A 16,593-nucleotide genomic window follows, 5' to 3' on the forward strand; every position below is an offset into this window, starting at 1 on the left:
ATTCCTGCGAGAAAAATCTTGGTTGTCACGCAGGCTGCGGTGCTAAGACCGCTTCCTCTCCGGCAATCAAAGTAACAGGATGGCCCATCACCTCGATATCCTCTTTCGTGCCGGACGGAGCAATCAGCTTAAACCGACACTCGTCATGAGAAATCAGAACTTCGACGTCATTCCCCTGCCACTTCAGATTAAACCGGATGCCGGACCATGCCTCGGGCAGCCAGGGTTTGAACGTCATCTTGCCGTGCTTGACCCGGAACCCGCCAAACCCACAAACAAGCGACTGCCAGGTGCCACCGGCCGATGCGATATGCATCCCGTCCTGTGTGTTTCCCTGATTGTTGACCAGATCAACAAAGGCAGAACGTTCGAAATAGTGATGGGCCGAGGAAATGTCGCCAACTTCAATCCCCATGATCGAATGAATGGCCGGGCTAAGTGATGACTTGTGCATCGTGCGTTTCTCGTAAAACGCGTAATTCGCCTTTTTGATTTCGTCTGAAAACTCGTCGGGCAAGAGATAATTCAACATGATCACGTCAGGTTGCTTGAGCAGCATCGAGCCATTCAGTGAAAAGTGATCATGCCCCTCGGGGTAGACTGGCATACGGTTTTTGTCCCATTCGGTGATGGGAATGTCCTTGAGCTGGAAATACCCTTCAAACTGTTCGATCAGATTGCGGGAGGGATCAAATGGAACATAGATTTTTTCCGCTGTTTCCAGCCACTGATCCACTTCTTTTCGGGTTAAATCCAACCGTATCAGCAATTCGTCATGAACTGCTGAAGTGGTTTTGCTGAATTCTGCGAAAACGCGAGCCGATTGTTCCAGGTGCCATTTCGCCATCCGATTGGTGAATGTGTTGTTGTCGACATGTTCGTGGAACTCGTCCGGCCCGATAACATTTGTCAGCTCGTACCGGTCCTTGTCTTTGTTCCATTCCAGCCGACTGATCCAGAACCGGCTGGTTTGATACAAAACCTCGGCACCGAAATCGCGAAGGAAATCTCTGTCTCCGGTCGCCGCAACATAACTGAGGATGCCATATGCCACGCATGCGGTGACGTGAATCTCTTCTTCTCCGGTCCAGATACGGTTCGCACCGTCCGCTGTCCATTTTGGCGTTGTCTCTACTCCGGTATCAGCAGATTCCCACGCGTACTGCGCGCCCTTAAGCCCATTCATTCGGGCGTTCTCAAGTGCGCCGTTCAACGTGTTGAAACGGTATTTCAGAAGGGCTTTGGCTGTATCCGGCTGCGTGAAAATGTAGAATGGCAGCAGGAAGATCTCGGTATCCCAGAAAACGTGCCCTTTATACCCCTCGCCTGACATGGACTTGGCGCCGATGTTCGCGCGCGGGTCGTTTTCGTTTGCGGCAATCAGTAGATGATAGATGTTGAAACGCATTGCACGCGTTGCTTCTAGATCACCCGTCACCACACAATCACAGGCGTCCCATTTTTCGCGCCAGGCTGCGGCGCTTTCGCTCAGACAGGCGGAAAATCCCTTGGCATGCGCGGTCTCAAGGGAGGCTTCGCACTTGGCCGCCATTTCCGCGCCGTTCAGATCTCGCGATGTATAAATCGACACCAGCTTTTCGAAAGTCAGACTTTGCCCGTTGAGCGCCTCGACAGAAACGGTTTGTGAAACCTGCTCATAGCCACGATTTGCGACTTTGAACTCGCTGAAGGCAGGACAATCCAAGGCAGACGCCATGCCAATCGAAATGCCAGTGTCCAGTGTCAGAGTTTCGATATAGGACGCATCGCTGCTTGCATGTGACTGAGTGACCTTCATGTGCCGGCTTTTGGCCCACTTCTCCCATTTAACTTCGGGGTGGAAGACGGGATTTCCCTGATAAGCTGGCAGGCGGTCCAGATTGTATCGATGGGCATCAAGGGCGCTTTCGACAGTGATCTCCGAGGAGTAGTTCTCAGGCGTAACCGTCAGGCGAATGCCACAGATGTGCTGATCGGCAAAACTCGCAAATCGGATGCTGGTGATGCGAGTGCGACGGCCTTTGCTATCTTCAAAAACCGTATCTCGGTGGAGAAATCCGGTCTGCAGATCCAACACGCGCTTGTGTTCGACCACTTTACACGTTTGGACATCCAGAATTTCACCTTCGACACGAACCCGAAGCGGCAGCCAGGTCGGCACATTGACCTGATCGATCACCGTCGAGTCATGGTGATCGTAAACACCAGCCAGATAGGTGCCAGACAGCTCTCCTTTGTGACCCTCTTCCAGCGATCCACGTGTGCCCTGATAGCCGTTGCCGACCGTGAAAATGGTCTCCTTGAAGTTCGCTTCATCCAGATTGAATTGGGTTTCTTCAATCAGCCAGTCGCTACTGCTCAGCATTGTCTGCATGTCAGGGCTCCATTCGGGTGATATTTCGGGTAATTCAGTCGCCGTAGGTTTCGGCAATCTGACGTTCGGTTTCTTCCAGTGATCCGTAGACATCCAGCTCGCTGCTCGAGCAGCGCTGCGCCCCGGCACAGTTGCCGAACTGGCAGGCTTTGACGAAGTCGCGGGTCTTGAGGTAGCCAAAGGCCAGGCCACCAGCAAAGCTGTCACCGCAGCCCGTGGTGTCGACCACATCCTCGACAAGCACCCGCTTGACCAGATGTTCCCGCATCCGGCCGGTTGCATCCTTGTGGTAGACGGCGCAGCCGTGTTGATCCAGCGTGACGTAGAGCGCCTTGACGCCCAGATCCAGGCAGTGTTGGGCGAACTTGGGCAACTGGTCCATCGTGAGTTCGCTTATTTCCTGCAACTCGTCAGAACCGTATTCTCCCTTGAACCAACTGCATTGAGCCTCTTCCAAATTCATCTTTAGAAGGTCGATATGTGGAAGCCAGCGATCTCGGTCGATCCAGAATTTATGATACCGTTCGCCATGTGCAGAACACCCGCTGGTGGGGCCATGCGCATCAAATACAACCAGACCATCGCTGTTGGCCTTGATGTATCGGATCGTTTCCAACGGAACCTCGAAATCCGTGATCGGAACGAAAACGAAAGCCTCGCAATCCATCAGGTCTTCGATGTCGTCGGGCAGGATCGGGTTCATGAAACCCGTTTGCTTTTCGTTGCGATGGTTCTGATCGACGTAGACAAGATCGATCACCGCGCCCTGATCAGCGTCGCCCGTAACATGGCCGACATCCAGATACGGAAACTCAGACAGCAAGTTGCGAACATTATCGACGTCTGACCGGCGTACATGGCTGACGACGTTGATCCGCGAACCCGGACCGGCCAGCGAGGACATACAGACCGCTGTATAGACCGCGCAGCCAAATTTATTGAATTTCTCACCCTGATAGCTGGTGATGTTGTCCCTTGGGATCGGGCCAAGGACTGCGACATTGATCTTGTCAGACATTTCGGTCCCTTGCTTTTATTCGCTGTTTTGTCGACGGGCGTATGCGTGATTATAGCAGCTTCAGTTCTGATAGATCTGTTCGCTGGTATAGAACCCGCCGTCGATCAACGTGCTGTCGATCGTATCTTTTGACACTGCAAAAACAGGAGTGATAACCGTCGGGATTTCCGTGAAACCGTTGTCAATTAGCGTATGGTCTCCGATCAAATCACTAACTTCCGCATCCGGAGACTGCGCAATTTTCACGGCAATATCCGCCGCCTCATAGGCCAAAGGTTTAATTTGCTTCCAGATTTCCAGCGCCTGCACATCGTTTGCGACCATCTGGACATTCCGCAGATCAGCGTCTGAACCGGCAACAAAGACCTGATCCGCCGATGCCAGATCCTCGTCCGACAATGCTGCCAGAACCCCGAAAGCAAGCCCGCTGTTATTGGCAATGAATGCATCGATGTCGTTGTCATATTCGACCAGAAGGTTTTCGGCAGTGTCTCTGGCCATATCCGGTGACCAGTCCACGTGGCTGCGATCTGCAACAAGTTCGAGCCCCGGATGATCGGCAATCACTTTCAGCACACCGCTGCTGAGCGCTTCGGCATTGGCATCACCGGGCTGACCGCGGATCAGGGCAACCCGACCCGCCACTGCACCACGGGTATCATTCAGCCAGTCCACCATCGCTTCGGCCTGAAGCTGCCCGACAGCCCAACTGTCCTGCATGACCATGACGTCAAGCGGCCCGTCCTGCAGCATCGAGTCGTATCCGACCACTTTGACGCCCTGTTCGTGGGCCAGATCAACCAGTGCTCCGGCGGTTGCGGTGTTGACAGGTTGCAGGACCAGAACGTCCACCCCCGATTCCAGCATTTCCTCAACCTGCTGCAACTGACGCAATGGATCATTGCCGCTGCTATCAAAGATCACATCTGCGCCTTGGGATTCCGCGCGTGCAATGAATAGGGATTTGTCAGTCTGGTATCTGGCTTCCTGCATGGTCTTGAGCAGGAACCCGATTGTAGCGTTGTCCTGCGCTGCCGCGATCATTGGCAGCGATGCGGATAGAAGGCCGGCCAAACCCAAAGCTCTGAGGCCGTTTGTGCGTAAGGTTGCTAAAATGGACTGGACCATCGCTTACCTCCCAACTGTCATTCAAGTTTTCGGGGATTTTGGCTTTGCCCCCGGTGCGTGTGACCGGGGGCAGGCCAGCAACATTATTTCTTCTGCATCACATCGAACCAGACGGCGAGGATGATGATCAGGCCCTTGATGATCAACTGATAGAACGTGACCACACCAAGCAGGCTCATGCCGTTGTTCAGGACCCCGATCAGCAGGGCACCGATGATGGTTCCACTCACCTTGCCAGAACCACCCGCCAGACTGGTACCGCCGATAACGACCGCGGCGATCGCGTCAAGTTCGAACATCGTTCCAAGATTGGGCGAGGCACCGTTCAGACGCGAGGCCAGGATAATTCCAGCTAGGGCCGACAGGACTGAAATGACCGTATAGACAATCATCTTGGTGCGGACGACGTTGATGCCGGACAGGCGAGCCGCATCTTCGTTTCCGCCAAGCGCATAGAGGCGGCGACCAAAACGGGTGCTGTTCAGCGTATAGATCCCGGCAAATGCAATGACTGCAAAGATCGCAACAGGAACGGGGATCCCTTTGTAGCTGGTGAACACGTGGAAGGCCAAAGCAAAACCACCAATCATCACCGCCCCATTGACCAGCAGCTCCTGCATATTCACTTCGACGCCATGCGCCTTGCTTTGCTGAACATCTCGGAAGATCGAATAAACAGCAAGCGCAGCACACACGATCAGCACGATACTGGACATCATCGGCGGGATATAAGCACCACCAATCAATGGAAACACATTACTCGTTACCGGTACAGAACTGCCATTGGTCAGGGTCAGTGCCAAACCGCGTGCGATAGTCAGCATTCCAAGGGTTATGATGAATGGGGGTATGTTGAACTTGGCTATCCAGAACCCGTTCCACAGACCTATTCCAACACCCACGATCAAAAGGGTTGCAGGTACCGCCAATATGGTCGGCACGCCCCATTGCATCATGAGCGTACAGACGACCGCTGATAACCCGACGACAGAGCCAACGGATAGGTCAATACCCGCAATCAGAATGACCATGGTCATGCCTACGGCAATGATCCCGATGATGGTAACCTGACGGGATAGGTTGCTAAGGTTCCTCGCGGTGAAAAATGCGTCGTCGGCAAAGCTGAGCCCAACGACAAGCACGATCAACGCAATTAGCGTCGCGTTGTCCTTTATGAAGTTTATCAGGTGGTTTTCCTTGGCGCCATTGACGCCAACACCTGCAACGTTGCTGTCAGCACTCATTTGCTTCCTCCCTTATGCGCTGCCGGTGGCATACGCCATGATTGCTTCTTTCTTCGCATCGTCCCGTCCAAAGTTTGACACGATCTCGCCTTCGCACATCACCAGAATCCGGTCACACATGCCCAAGACCTCAGGCAGTTCCGAAGAAATCATGATGACGGTGACACCTTGTAGGACCAGTTCGTTCAGCAGCTTGTAAATCTCGACCTTGGCACCGATATCGATCCCACGTGTGGGTTCATCCAAAATGAACACATCCGGCCGTGAGTTCAGCCACTTACCCAAGATGACTTTCTGCTGGTTGCCGCCGCTCAGCGTACCGATGACCGTGTCAATCGACGGTGTTTTAACGCCCAACTGGTCGACATATTCCTTAACGATCTTGCGCTCCTGCTGGGTGTTGATAATGCCCAGAACCTTTGAACTGATCGTCTCAAGCGAGGAAATCGTCGTGTTGAAGGAAATGGATTTGTCCAAAAACAGCCCCAAAGCCTTACGATCTTCGGTCAGCAGCGCGATGCCGGCATCAATGGCGTCCTTCGGCGATTTGATGTCCAGCTTTTGCCCGTTCAGCTTCACTTCACCGGTGGTCTGGTCCGGATAAGCACCGAATACACCGCCAACCAGTTCGGTCCGGCCAGCGCCCATTAGCCCGGAGATGCCCAATATCTCGCCTTTGCGGGCAACGAAGCTGGCGTTCTTGACCAGATAGCTGCCAGGCAGGTCGGGGTTTGTGACGGACAGATCGTTGACCTCCAAAGTCACCTCACCCGGTGTGAAATCGACCTTGGGGAACATATCTTTGATGTCGCGTCCAACCATTCGGGCGATGATCTGATCAAGCGTGATATCCGCGATAGGCGTGACGTCACCGATGGTCTGGCCATCGCGCAGAACCGCAATCCGGTCGGCGATCTGCTCAATCTCTTCCATTTTGTGCGAAATGTAGCACATGCAGACACCGTCGGCTTTCAGCTTGCGGATGATACGGAAGAGATCCTTGACCTCCTTATCTGTCAGCGCCGACGTCGGTTCGTCCAGCACCAGTATCTCGGCCTTGAGCGACAAAGCTTTGGCAATCTCAACCATCTGTTGTTTGCCCACAGTGATGTTCTGCACCAGATCGGTCGGGCGAATGTCATTGATGCCCAGTTCGGTCAGCAGCTTCTGGGTTTCGGCAAAGGTCTGGTTCCAGTTGATCCTGCCCTTGGCATCGGTGAACTGGCGATCCAGAAAGATGTTTTCGGCGACAGACAAACCGGGGATCAGGTTGAGTTCTTGGTAGATGATACCGATGCCTGCTGCCTCGGCCTCTTTTGTATTCGCGAATCGGACCTTTTCGCCGCGCAAATAGATATCGCCTTCGTAGGTCGGATAGGGCCAAACTCCACTGAGCACTTTCATCAACGTGGATTTGCCCGCTCCGTTTTCTCCCATCAGCGCCAGAAGCTCACCCGAGCGGGCTTCGAAATTGACATTATTCAGGGCGCGGACACCGGGAAAATCCTTGATGATACCCTGCATTTTCAGGACGACTTCAGACATGCTTTTTCCCATCACATTCAGAAAGGTATTTCGGACGTTCCCCACCCTGACCGGCAGTTTCTCCGTGACGGGTTAAGGAAGGAGGGCACCATAAAGCTGCGCGCGGGGAGTACACGCATAGGGAGCCAGATGGCGAAACGCCCTCCTTCAGGAAAAGGTCCCGAGGATCAGTTCCCGTAGACTTCTTCCTTGGAGTAGAAGCCGCCAGCGATGATCGTGTCATCGATGTTGTCCTGTGTCACAAGCGTGATCGGGGTCACGATTGTTGGCACATCGGTGAAGCCGTTGTTGATAACCTTGTCCACCTCGACCAGATCAGCAGGAGCAGTGTCCGGCGCTTTAGCCAAAGCCACTGCAACTTCTGCCGCGGTTTCAGCCAAGGGATCGATCTGTTTCCAGATTTCAACGGCTTGCTTGCCTTGCGCGACGTATTGGATGTTGGCCAGGTCGGCATCAGATCCGGCTACAAACACTTTGTCTGATGAAGCCAGCCCCTGTGCTTCCAATGCCGCGATAACTCCACGGGCCATGCCACTGTTGTTGGCGATAAACGCGTCGATGCTGTTGCTGTTTGAGGTCAGCGTATTTTCCGCAGTCGCCATGGCCTTCTCAGAGGACCACCCTTCATGGGCCTGATTTGTTACCAGCTCAAGCCCCGGGTTCGCTTCGACAATCTCCAACACACCGCTGCTCATGGCAATCGCGTTAGAGTCGCCGGGTTGACCTTGAATCAGGGCGATCTTGCCGGACACCTCTCCGTTCTTCTCCTGCAACCATTCGACCATGGCTTCGCCTTGCAGGCGACCCACGGCCCAGCTGTCTTGCATCACCATCGCATCCAGCGGCCCGTCCACAAGCATCGAGTCATACCCGACAACGCGCACACCTTCGCTGTTTGCCATGCTGACCATGCTACCAGCAGTACCGGTATTCACCGGCTGCAACACGATGACATCTGCTCCCTTGGCGAGCATGTTTTCAAACTTAGCCAGCTGGGTCAGCTCGTCATTGTTCGCTGAATCAAAGATAACTTCGGCGCCCAGTTCCTCAGCTTTCGCAGTAAACGCGGCGCGGTCGCGCTTGTAGCGCTCTTCCTGCATGGTTTTCAGCAGAAAGCCAATTTTGACATCGCCTGCAAACGCTGTCCCGGCAGTTAGTGCGACAGCGGCGACAGACAGCAAGGCGGCTCTACGGGTAATGGTCTGCAAAAGGGACATATTTCCTCCAGTGTATGTTCCTTGGCTGCCGGTCCAATTGGGTCGGCAACGCTAAATGCTTCGCAAATTGTGCTGGATATCGGCTAACCGGTAAGAACAAGCATCAATCCCAAAGCGATAACGCTAACATAGCGGTGAAGTTTGAGAGGAGAATTTGTATATTTAGAAAGCATAAATATTCACAATGCCATTGAGACTCCTGCGCCCAAAGGAATTTTACATATTTAACAACACCATAATAGATTGCCACTCACTAATTGAATACATTGAATCCTCTTGGGCAGGCCGCGACAGAGCTGTGCCATAATCGCAAAGCGGGTTGCAAAGCCGCGAATTCGGCAATCAAACATCCTGATGAGATAGCCAGGCCGACACCGTCCGGTGGTTTCTCTGTTTGCGTGCTCAAGCGGACCAATAAGTTAATTCACGCAGACGTCGTCGAATGACCGCTAAGCAAGACTGGGAATGGCTTTTCGCGAGAGCAGCGAAGGTCCGGTTTATCCTTTGCTGTTTTCGCCGCCGGCGCGAAGGACAAAAAAGCGGCCGTTCAGATCACGAACGCCAATGACGGTATATTCCCGCTTCTCGTTAGTCGGTCGTGGTTGCAGCGAAAGGGCGGTTCGAATTTCGCGCCTCAGACTGGCATTGAATGACCGCTCTGACGACATCGGCTGCATCGCAGCGATGAGCGTGCCGCACCTGCAATAGAATGCTGCATTAGCAAACACCTGAAATGGCAATGGCAGCAAAGTCCGCTAAGCGGACTAACCCTCTCCCCCACACCAACACATCCTGTATCCCCGGAATATCCTCGATCCTTGCCGCGATCGCATGGGTTACCAAATGCGCCCTCTGCATCCGGCCCTGCAACGCCCCCGGCGGCGGATCCGTGGCGGCGGCGCGACTTATCAGCGAAACTGGAATTCAGGTTCCGCGGGGAAAGACATGGATATGCCTGTCCAGTGCCCATTGCGCAGCCTTGCAACGTTCCACCCGTCAACACGCATCCGGGTCGTCAGGACAAATGCGGCCTGCCCGTTGCGCGCCCCGGCTTTCTGGGCTGCGCCGTCAGAACGCTCGGCCCTGTCGAACAGCATCCCATCGGGTTTTGCCGACCGCCGGGACCGAAAGTTCGGAACCAAATGCGGCTTTCGATCCGTTTCGTCATACGAGCGCGACGCTTCAATCCGCTTGAGTTGCTGCAACTCTGACCGAAGCCTTTTTGCAGTCTCAGCCTGTCTGCGTTCGAAGGAATAAGCGCTCAACGCCTCATCGATCATTCGGGCGGTGTGAACATACCCCGCAGAACGTGTGAGTTCCGAGAGCTCAGCCAGACGGTCGGAAATCCGGCTTTCGTCCCGTGAGACGGTTTTTTCGAGCGATCCTTGGTGTGTTGCGTTGGGCATCCGAACTGACTCTGAAAAGACGTTGAGTGATGCGCAATCCGGCCCGAGCTTTGACACAAGCCGATGCGCAAAGATGCGTGTCACTACGCGCCCGGCGCCGGAGAGTCGACCATCCCGCATTCAAGTGGCGGAAAAGCGCCTTAAACACACATTTGAGGCAAAGAAAACATATCGCCCGCTCTCCAGACGCGGGTTTGCGGCACTGCGACGGACAATGTTGGATTGATCCGCACGACAGACCTAACCCTGCCCCTGCACCAGCAGGTCCAGCATGCCCGAGATATCCTCGATCTCTTCCGCGATCACATGGGTCACCGAATGCGCCCGCTGCATCCGGCCTGTCACCTTCAGCAACCGCCCCGAGATCACCGCACGGCGGAAGCGTTCGTAGATCTTGCGCCAGACCACCACGTTGACGATCCCGGTCTCATCCTCAAGCGTCAGAAAGATCACGCCTTTGGCCGTCCCCGGCCTCTGCCGCAGGATCACCAGCCCGGCCACGGCCACACGCGCCCCTTCGGGCGGGGCCTCCAGCTGGGCGGAGGGCAGACAGGACGGCGGTCGCGGCCAGTCCCGGTTTGAAACCGCGCGGTGAAAAGGGGCAACAAGCATGAGAACGAAAATAGAACAAAAAGCAGGAAAGTCCAGACACGGCGTAAGGAGTCGCAAATGAGGCTGGAAACACCTAACTCCCTTCACTAAGGAAGGTTTCGAACATCGCAAAAGGAAGACGCACGCAATGGCAAAGATCACCTATGTCGAGCATGGCGGTACCGAGCACACTGTCGAGGTCGCCAACGGACTGACCGTCATGGAAGGGGCCCGTGACAACAACATTCCCGGCATCGAGGCCGATTGCGGCGGTGCCTGCGCCTGCTCGACCTGCCATGTCTATGTCCACCCCGACTGGGTCGAGAAAATCCCGGCCAAGGACGACATGGAAGAGGACATGCTGGATTTCGCCTATGAGCCCGACCCGGCCCGCTCGCGCCTGACCTGCCAGATCAAGGTGACCGACGCGCTGGACGGCCTGATTGTCCAGATGCCTGAAAAGCAGATCTGATGCCCAACAAAGCGCCGCGTCAGCCCGCCCGCCTGTGGCAATGTCGGGTGCGCAGCGCTTTGCTCTCTTTTGGCCTGTGGTGCGCGCTGCCAATCGCTGTCGCGGCAGACACCATCACCGACGCCCGCTTCGCGGAACCAACCACGCGATACGCACATGGTGTTTTGGGCGACAATATCGAATACGGCGCGCTGGAACTTGTGGTCGATGATACAGTCGTAACGGTTCGTCTGCCACAGGACCGTGTATTCGAAGACCTCGCGCCGCGTCTGGCAGACATCGACAGGGACGGCGCGGTTGAAGCAGTTGTCGTCGAAACGCAGGACACAACAGGCGCTCAGCTTGCGATCTACAACGCCGCTGGCGAAAAAATAGCGGCCACTCCTCATATCGGCGCACGTTTCCGCTGGCTCGCCCCGGTCGGTGCTGCTGATCTGGATGGTGACGGCAATATCGAGATCGCCTATATCGACCGCCCCCACCTGGCCAAAACCCTGCGCATATGGCGCTTCAAAGATAGCGGACTGACCGAAATCGCCGCTCTGCCCGGCCTGACCAACCACAAGATCGGTGAGGATTTCATTTCCGGCGGCCTGAGGAGCTGTGGCGACCATCCCGAAATGATCCTCGCCAGCGCCGACTGGTCGCGGATCATCCGTGTTTCCTATCAGGATGGCTGGCATCTGACGGACCTGGGCCCGCTCAAACAGCGCGACAATCTCACATCAGCCCTGAATTGCTGATCCGCCTCTTCATCTGGCCAAAAAGATCCTGGAGGGTGAGTGGTTGAAAAGAAATCGTCCAGCGGACGATTTCGACCGCGAATCCGCGCAGCGCCGGGAGGCCGCGCAGCGCCGGGAGGCCGCAAGGCCGAGGGGGCAAAGCCCCCTGCCCGATCATCCCTCCAAAGCGCGCCAGCCGATATCGCTGCGATAGAACCCTTCGGGCCAATCCACGGCATCAACCATCTGATACGCCCGGTCGCGCGCCTCTTGCAGCGTTTTCCCACGCGCGGTCACGTTCAGAACGCGCCCGCCGACGGCCTGCACCTGCCCCGCGGCCTCGCTTGTGCCCGCATGAAACACCATATTGCTGCTGTCCTCGGGCAAGCCGTTCAATCCTTTGATGACCGTGCCCTTCTCGTAGGTTCCCGGATAACCTTTGGCCGCCATCACGACAGTTATCGCGTGATCGTCAGCCCAGTTGACCCGCATATCACCCAGTCGCCCTTCGGCGGTGGCATGCAACAAGTCCATCGCCTGCGCGCCCAGACGCATCATCAGGACCTGACATTCCGGATCCCCGAAACGGACGTTGTATTCCACAAGGCGCGGCTGGCCGTCCTTGATCATCAGCCCCGCATAGAGAATTCCCTGAAACGGTGTGCCCCGGCGCTTCATTTCAGCAATGGTAGGGCGCACGATTTCTTCCATCGCGCGCGCTTCAACTTCAGCACTCAGAACCGGCGCCGGAGAATAGGCACCCATCCCCCCGGTGTTCAGGCCGGTATCCCCTTCGCCCACCCGCTTGTGGTCTTGTGCCGTACCGATGGACAGGATGTCTTGGCCATCGCACAGAACAAACAAAGACGCTTCTTCGCCGTCCATAAACTCTTCGATCACGACCTCGGCCCCCGCGCCACCAAAGGCACCTCCGAACATGTCGTCAATGGCGTCAAGCGCCGTGTCTTCGTCCATGGCCACGATCACGCCCTTGCCGGCGGCCAGACCATCGGCCTTGACCACGATGGGCGCGCCCTGTTCGCGGATATAAGCCTTGGCGGGTTCGGGCGCGGTGAACCGCGCATAAGCGGCGGTGGGGGCATGTGCCGCGTCGCAGATTTCCTTGGTAAAGCTTTTCGAGGCTTCCAGCCGGGCCGCTTCGGCAGACGGTCCGAAAACCAGCACCCCGGCTTCGCGCAGGCGATCCGCCACTCCTGCTGCCAAGGGAGCCTCGGGGCCGACAATCACGAAATCAATCGCGTTTTCCTCGGCAAAGCTGACGACGGCCCCGCCGTTTTCGATATCCAGAGCGGCACAATCCGCGATCTGAGCGATCCCGGCATTGCCCGGCGCCACGATCAGACGGTCGCATTTTGGGTTTTGCATCACCGCCCAGGCCAGGCTGTGTTCGCGCCCGCCGCTGCCGAGAATAAGGATGTTCATGGGGTCGTCTCCGATCTGCTTGGCCTCGCCTGCGCGGCGTTCTAAGCTGGGTGAGCATTTGAAACAAGGCGCTGAAATGTCCGACCTGCTTGATGACCCGATTCCGGGCCAAAACACCCCTGAATACACGGTTTCCGAGGTATCGGGCGAGGTAAAACGCACGCTGGAAGGCGCGTTCGGGCGAATCCGCGTGCGCGGCGAAGTTGGCCGCGTGTTCAAGGCCCGATCCGGGCACCTGTACTACGACATCAAGGACGACCGGAACGTTTTGGCCTGCACAACATGGAAAGGTCAGGTTTCCAGCCTCTCGGTCGTGCCAGAGGAAGGGCTGGAGGTTGTCGTCACCGGTCGCCTGACCGCTTTTGGCGCGCAATCCAAATACAACCTGAATGTCGATGAAGTTGCCGTAGCCGGTCAGGGCGCGCTTATGGCCTTGCTGGAAAAGCGCAAGAAACAGCTTGAGGCCGAAGGTCTGTTTGCGCCCGAGCGTAAGAAGCCCCTGCCGTATCTGCCGCAGATCATCGGCGTCGTGACATCGCCTTCGGGCGCGGTGATCCGTGACATTCTGCACCGGCTTCGGGACAGGTTCCCGCGCAAGGTGCTGATCTGGCCCGTAGCCGTGCAGGGCGCAAACTGCGCCCCCGAGGTTTCCCGCGCCATCGAAGGGTTCAACCAGTTTACACCCGGTGGCGCACTGCCCCGTCCTGACCTGATCATCGTGGCCCGTGGCGGTGGGTCGATCGAAGATCTTTGGGGCTTCAACGAAGAAAGTGTCGCGCGCGCCGCCGCCGCATCGGAAATACCGCTGATTTCGGCCGTCGGGCATGAAACCGACACGACCCTGATTGATTTCGTCTCGGACCGCCGCGCGCCTACACCCACAGCTGCGGCAGAGCTGGCCGTGCCGGTCCGCATCGAACTGCTCGCCTGGACCGGAGAGCAAGGCGCCCGTCTGTCGCGCGCGGCAACGGACGCGGTGCAGCGCCGTTCGCAAAGGCTGCGCGATTTGTCCCGCGCCCTGCCGCGCCCTGACAGTCTGTTGAACTCCCCCAGACAACGCCTTGATTTGATTGCAGATCGCCTGACCCCAGCTTTGACGCGAGGAGTGCAAAACCGTCGCCTGCAAGTGGTGGAACTGTCTGCGCATCTGCGCCCGTCAACTCTGCGCGGTCTGGTTTCGGCCCGTCAGGAATCACTGCGCAACCTGTCTTCGCGCCTGTCCCTGCGACCGATTCAACGCGAGATCGGCCAGCACGCGCAAAACCTTGCCCGGCTTGGTGACCGGCTGAACGCGGCGCAGACCACGCGGCTGGATCGTCTGAAACATCAGCTTGAGGCCACCGACCGCCTGCGCGAAACGCTCAGCTACAAGGCCACGCTGGAACGCGGATATGCTGTGGTCCGCGCAGATGGGAATGTCATCACGACCAAAGCCGAGGCCGCGAAACATACGGCGCTGGACATCGAATTCGCCGATGGCATTCTTGGCGCCGGGACAGCCGCAAAGCAGCCCAACCGGAAAACCAAACCGGATGCACCAGATCAGGGATCGTTGTTCTAAGCCATGCTGACAATCTGGGGCCGCAAAACGTCATCGAATGTTCAGGCCCTGATGTGGTGCGTCGGAGAGCTAGGGCTGCGCTTTCATCGCCACGATGCAGGGCATAGGTTCGGTGGGCTGGACACCGATGCCTTTCGCAAGCTGAACCCGAACGGCACCATCCCAGTACTCCAGGATGGTAATCACCCACCGCTGTGGGAGACCGGCGCAATCCTGCGCTACCTGGCGAATGCCTATGGCGGGAATGCGTTCTGGCCGCGCGACCCGGTCCAACGGGCCGAAGTCGACAAATGGGCGGAATGGGCCAAGATCAACATTGCGATGGATTTCACGGTACCCGTGTTCTGGCAGGTTGTGCGAACTGCTCCGGCGCAGCAGGACCAACACGCGATTAAACAGGCCGTTGCCGCACTGGAAAGCAAACTGGCACTTGCCGATACCCGGTTATCAGAAAACACCTACCTGTGCGGGTCCGATCTGACGCTGGCCGATATTCAGCTGGGACATATCCTCTATCGCTATTACGACATCGCCATATCCCGCAGGGTCCTGCCCAACCTGCGGCGCTATTACGAAAAGCTGACAGAAAGACCTGCATACCAGGAGCATGTCATGCTCAGCTATGATGAGCTTCGGGTGATCTAGTCAGACACCGACGTCGGGGCCATAACACACCATTTCTTCGCCGATATCTTCCGCCTCGTACAGTTCGGTCGCCTGCGGGTCGCCTTCAAACTGCGCAACGAGGCCACCGCCGGATCGCGTAAAAACCCAGCATTGCGGATCAAACCGGTCTTCGTAGATGAAACAAATCTGCTCATCCTGCTGATACCAGACACCTTCCTTGCAATCGCCATCCAGAAAAGACCAGATCACCCGGCGGTTGGGCAAATAGCGTTCGACCCCGTAAACCTGCCCTTCGAACCCGTAAAACAGGGTCTTGCCCCGCGTATAGGTGTCGAATTCGGGGCCGGACAAAGGGGCCTGGGCCACAGCGGGCGGTGCGGCAAAACAGGCGAGAATCATCAGCGCTCGGAACATACGCCCATTGTGTCAGATGCGATCCGGAGACGCCATTCACCCTTTGGCCGAGGGTTGGCGAAACACGCTTAACTCCACGTAAGCGCTTGATTATTTGCCCCACTCGGGATGATGGTATTCGAAAACCGCGGTGAGGTGACATGACAACCCTTCTCTTCTGGATCGCCCTTGGCTGCGCATTGGGATACCTGCCCCTGACGGTCCGACCTGCCAGTTCCTTGCGCACTGTGCTGAAAACCACCTCGGTCGCCGTGTTGGCAGTCATTGCGGTTCTGCAGGGCGGCCCATGGATGCTGGCCGTTGCGCTTGCACTGTGCGCGACCGGGGACGCGCTGTTGTCGCGTGAAACGGATGCCACGTTCATGGCCGGCATTGCCGCATTTGCCGCCGGGCATCTGGCCTATATCGCCCTGTTCCTGTCGCATCCTGCCAGCTCCGCCAGCCTGATCTGGGATGCCCCCGCGATCGTGTGGTCTCTGGTCATTCTGGGCATTGTCATGGCCACACTGCTTGCCCCCCGCGCCGGAGACCTGAAAGGCCCTGTTCTGGCCTATATCCCGATCATCCTTGGCATGGGGATCACCGTGCTGGCGCTGCCCCAGACAGGTGCCTTGCGATGGGCGTTCCCGGCTGCAATCGCCTTCATCGCGTCTGATCTGATCCTTGCTACGGAAAAGTTCCTGCTGCCTGCGAACCACCCCGCCCACAAGCTGACGCCCTATCTGATCTGGCCGCTCTACTGGGGCGCGCAATTTGGTTTCGTCTTCGCTTTTGCGTGACCCTTTGCAACTGCCGCAAATCCGCATTAGGTGAAAGGAACACCTGCGGAGA

At 56.7% G+C, this 16,593-nt stretch carries 15 protein-coding genes; 5 read left to right on the forward strand and 10 right to left on the reverse strand.

Going from position 1 to position 16,593, the window contains the following annotated elements:
- Positions 1 to 25: 25 nt before the first annotated feature.
- The 8 genes from ACR0DS_RS00365 to ACR0DS_RS00400 all read right to left on the reverse strand — a co-directional run bounded on the left by ACR0DS_RS00365 (position 26) and on the right by ACR0DS_RS00400 (position 10,544).
- Positions 26 to 2,374 (reverse strand): glycoside hydrolase family 65 protein, encoded by a 2,349-nt coding sequence (locus ACR0DS_RS00365; RefSeq protein WP_480486019.1) that lies wholly within the window; start codon positions 2,372 to 2,374, stop codon positions 26 to 28.
- A gap of 34 nt (positions 2,375 to 2,408) precedes the next feature.
- A complete protein-coding gene (locus ACR0DS_RS00370; protein ID WP_480481482.1) occupies positions 2,409 to 3,392 on the reverse strand; it encodes a carbohydrate kinase family protein in 984 nt (327 codons plus the stop codon).
- A 60-nt stretch (positions 3,393 to 3,452) separates the two neighbouring features.
- Positions 3,453 to 4,520 (reverse strand): substrate-binding domain-containing protein, encoded by a 1,068-nt coding sequence (locus ACR0DS_RS00375; RefSeq protein WP_480616658.1) that lies wholly within the window; start codon positions 4,518 to 4,520, stop codon positions 3,453 to 3,455.
- An 83-nt stretch (positions 4,521 to 4,603) separates the two neighbouring features.
- Positions 4,604 to 5,764 (reverse strand): sugar ABC transporter permease, encoded by a 1,161-nt coding sequence (locus tag ACR0DS_RS00380; protein ID WP_217354249.1) that lies wholly within the window; start codon positions 5,762 to 5,764, stop codon positions 4,604 to 4,606.
- Positions 5,765 to 5,776: 12 nt separating this feature from the next.
- Positions 5,777 to 7,309 carry a sugar ABC transporter ATP-binding protein gene (locus ACR0DS_RS00385; protein ID WP_480481486.1) on the reverse strand — a complete coding sequence of 511 codons (1,533 nt, stop codon included), beginning with the start codon at positions 7,307 to 7,309 and terminating at the stop codon, positions 5,777 to 5,779.
- A 167-nt stretch (positions 7,310 to 7,476) separates the two neighbouring features.
- Positions 7,477 to 8,526, reverse strand: coding sequence for a sugar ABC transporter substrate-binding protein (locus ACR0DS_RS00390; RefSeq protein ID WP_480481488.1), 1,050 nt, complete (start codon positions 8,524 to 8,526; stop codon positions 7,477 to 7,479).
- A gap of 908 nt (positions 8,527 to 9,434) precedes the next feature.
- Entirely contained in the window at positions 9,435 to 9,932 is a 498-nt protein-coding gene (locus ACR0DS_RS00395; protein WP_480557317.1) for a hypothetical protein, read from the reverse strand.
- A gap of 240 nt (positions 9,933 to 10,172) precedes the next feature.
- Positions 10,173 to 10,544, reverse strand: coding sequence for an OB-fold nucleic acid binding domain-containing protein (locus ACR0DS_RS00400; RefSeq protein WP_267363997.1), 372 nt, complete (start codon positions 10,542 to 10,544; stop codon positions 10,173 to 10,175).
- Positions 10,545 to 10,671: 127 nt separating this feature from the next.
- Here ACR0DS_RS00400 and ACR0DS_RS00405 point away from each other — a divergent pair, with 127 nt between their 5' ends.
- Positions 10,672 to 10,995: a 2Fe-2S iron-sulfur cluster-binding protein gene (locus tag ACR0DS_RS00405; protein ID WP_209504265.1), complete on the forward strand. Its 324-nt coding sequence runs from the start codon at positions 10,672 to 10,674 to the stop codon at positions 10,993 to 10,995.
- Positions 10,995 to 11,738: an FG-GAP repeat domain-containing protein gene (locus tag ACR0DS_RS00410; protein WP_480557319.1), complete on the forward strand. Its 744-nt coding sequence runs from the start codon at positions 10,995 to 10,997 to the stop codon at positions 11,736 to 11,738. Before ACR0DS_RS00405 ends, ACR0DS_RS00410 begins: the two co-directional genes overlap by 1 nt.
- Before the next feature lie 153 nt (positions 11,739 to 11,891).
- Here the strand turns inward: ACR0DS_RS00410 and purD are convergent, their stop codons facing one another.
- Positions 11,892 to 13,160, reverse strand: coding sequence for a phosphoribosylamine--glycine ligase (gene purD / locus ACR0DS_RS00415; protein ID WP_480557321.1), 1,269 nt, complete (start codon positions 13,158 to 13,160; stop codon positions 11,892 to 11,894).
- 76 nt (positions 13,161 to 13,236) lie between these two features.
- On the opposite strand from purD, the gene xseA reads away from it, so the two are divergent.
- Together xseA and ACR0DS_RS00425 are read left to right on the forward strand one after the other, a co-directional pair.
- Positions 13,237 to 14,721 carry an exodeoxyribonuclease VII large subunit gene (gene xseA / locus ACR0DS_RS00420; protein WP_480516604.1) on the forward strand — a complete coding sequence of 495 codons (1,485 nt, stop codon included), beginning with the start codon at positions 13,237 to 13,239 and terminating at the stop codon, positions 14,719 to 14,721.
- A 3-nt stretch (positions 14,722 to 14,724) separates the two neighbouring features.
- Positions 14,725 to 15,366, forward strand: a complete 642-nt coding sequence (locus tag ACR0DS_RS00425; protein WP_480554673.1) for a glutathione S-transferase family protein — start codon at positions 14,725 to 14,727, stop codon at positions 15,364 to 15,366.
- Here the strand turns inward: ACR0DS_RS00425 and ACR0DS_RS00430 are convergent, their stop codons facing one another.
- Positions 15,367 to 15,762, reverse strand: a complete 396-nt coding sequence (locus tag ACR0DS_RS00430) for a hypothetical protein (protein ID WP_480557323.1) — start codon at positions 15,760 to 15,762, stop codon at positions 15,367 to 15,369.
- Between the two features lie 140 nt (positions 15,763 to 15,902).
- Between ACR0DS_RS00430 and ACR0DS_RS00435 the strand changes: the two genes are divergently transcribed.
- A complete protein-coding gene (locus ACR0DS_RS00435) occupies positions 15,903 to 16,541 on the forward strand; it encodes a lysoplasmalogenase family protein (protein ID WP_480557325.1) in 639 nt (212 codons plus the stop codon).
- Positions 16,542 to 16,593 lie beyond the last annotated feature (52 nt).

It is taken from the genome of Ruegeria sp. AF5 (assembly GCF_056541905.1).

What these genes read in the sequence shown, in the direction of transcription:
- ACR0DS_RS00365 (WP_480486019.1), bottom strand. Translation starts at nt 2,374, where the DNA reads ATGCAGACAATGCTGAGCAGTAGCGACTGGCTGATTGAAGAAACCCAA.
- ACR0DS_RS00370 (WP_480481482.1), bottom strand. Translation starts at nt 3,392, where the DNA reads ATGTCTGACAAGATCAATGTCGCAGTCCTTGGCCCGATCCCAAGGGAC.
- ACR0DS_RS00375 (WP_480616658.1), bottom strand. Translation starts at nt 4,520, where the DNA reads ATGGTCCAGTCCATTTTAGCAACCTTACGCACAAACGGCCTCAGAGCT.
- ACR0DS_RS00380 (WP_217354249.1), bottom strand. Translation starts at nt 5,764, where the DNA reads ATGAGTGCTGACAGCAACGTTGCAGGTGTTGGCGTCAATGGCGCCAAG.
- ACR0DS_RS00385 (WP_480481486.1), bottom strand. Translation starts at nt 7,309, where the DNA reads ATGTCTGAAGTCGTCCTGAAAATGCAGGGTATCATCAAGGATTTTCCC.
- ACR0DS_RS00390 (WP_480481488.1), bottom strand. Translation starts at nt 8,526, where the DNA reads ATGTCCCTTTTGCAGACCATTACCCGTAGAGCCGCCTTGCTGTCTGTC.
- ACR0DS_RS00395 (WP_480557317.1), bottom strand. Translation starts at nt 9,932, where the DNA reads ATGCCCAACGCAACACACCAAGGATCGCTCGAAAAAACCGTCTCACGG.
- ACR0DS_RS00400 (WP_267363997.1), bottom strand. Translation starts at nt 10,544, where the DNA reads ATGCTTGTTGCCCCTTTTCACCGCGCGGTTTCAAACCGGGACTGGCCG.
- ACR0DS_RS00405 (WP_209504265.1), top strand. Translation starts at nt 10,672, where the DNA reads ATGGCAAAGATCACCTATGTCGAGCATGGCGGTACCGAGCACACTGTC.
- ACR0DS_RS00410 (WP_480557319.1), top strand. Translation starts at nt 10,995, where the DNA reads ATGCCCAACAAAGCGCCGCGTCAGCCCGCCCGCCTGTGGCAATGTCGG.
- purD (WP_480557321.1), bottom strand. Translation starts at nt 13,160, where the DNA reads ATGAACATCCTTATTCTCGGCAGCGGCGGGCGCGAACACAGCCTGGCC.
- xseA (WP_480516604.1), top strand. Translation starts at nt 13,237, where the DNA reads ATGTCCGACCTGCTTGATGACCCGATTCCGGGCCAAAACACCCCTGAA.
- ACR0DS_RS00425 (WP_480554673.1), top strand. Translation starts at nt 14,725, where the DNA reads ATGCTGACAATCTGGGGCCGCAAAACGTCATCGAATGTTCAGGCCCTG.
- ACR0DS_RS00430 (WP_480557323.1), bottom strand. Translation starts at nt 15,762, where the DNA reads ATGTTCCGAGCGCTGATGATTCTCGCCTGTTTTGCCGCACCGCCCGCT.
- ACR0DS_RS00435 (WP_480557325.1), top strand. Translation starts at nt 15,903, where the DNA reads ATGACAACCCTTCTCTTCTGGATCGCCCTTGGCTGCGCATTGGGATAC.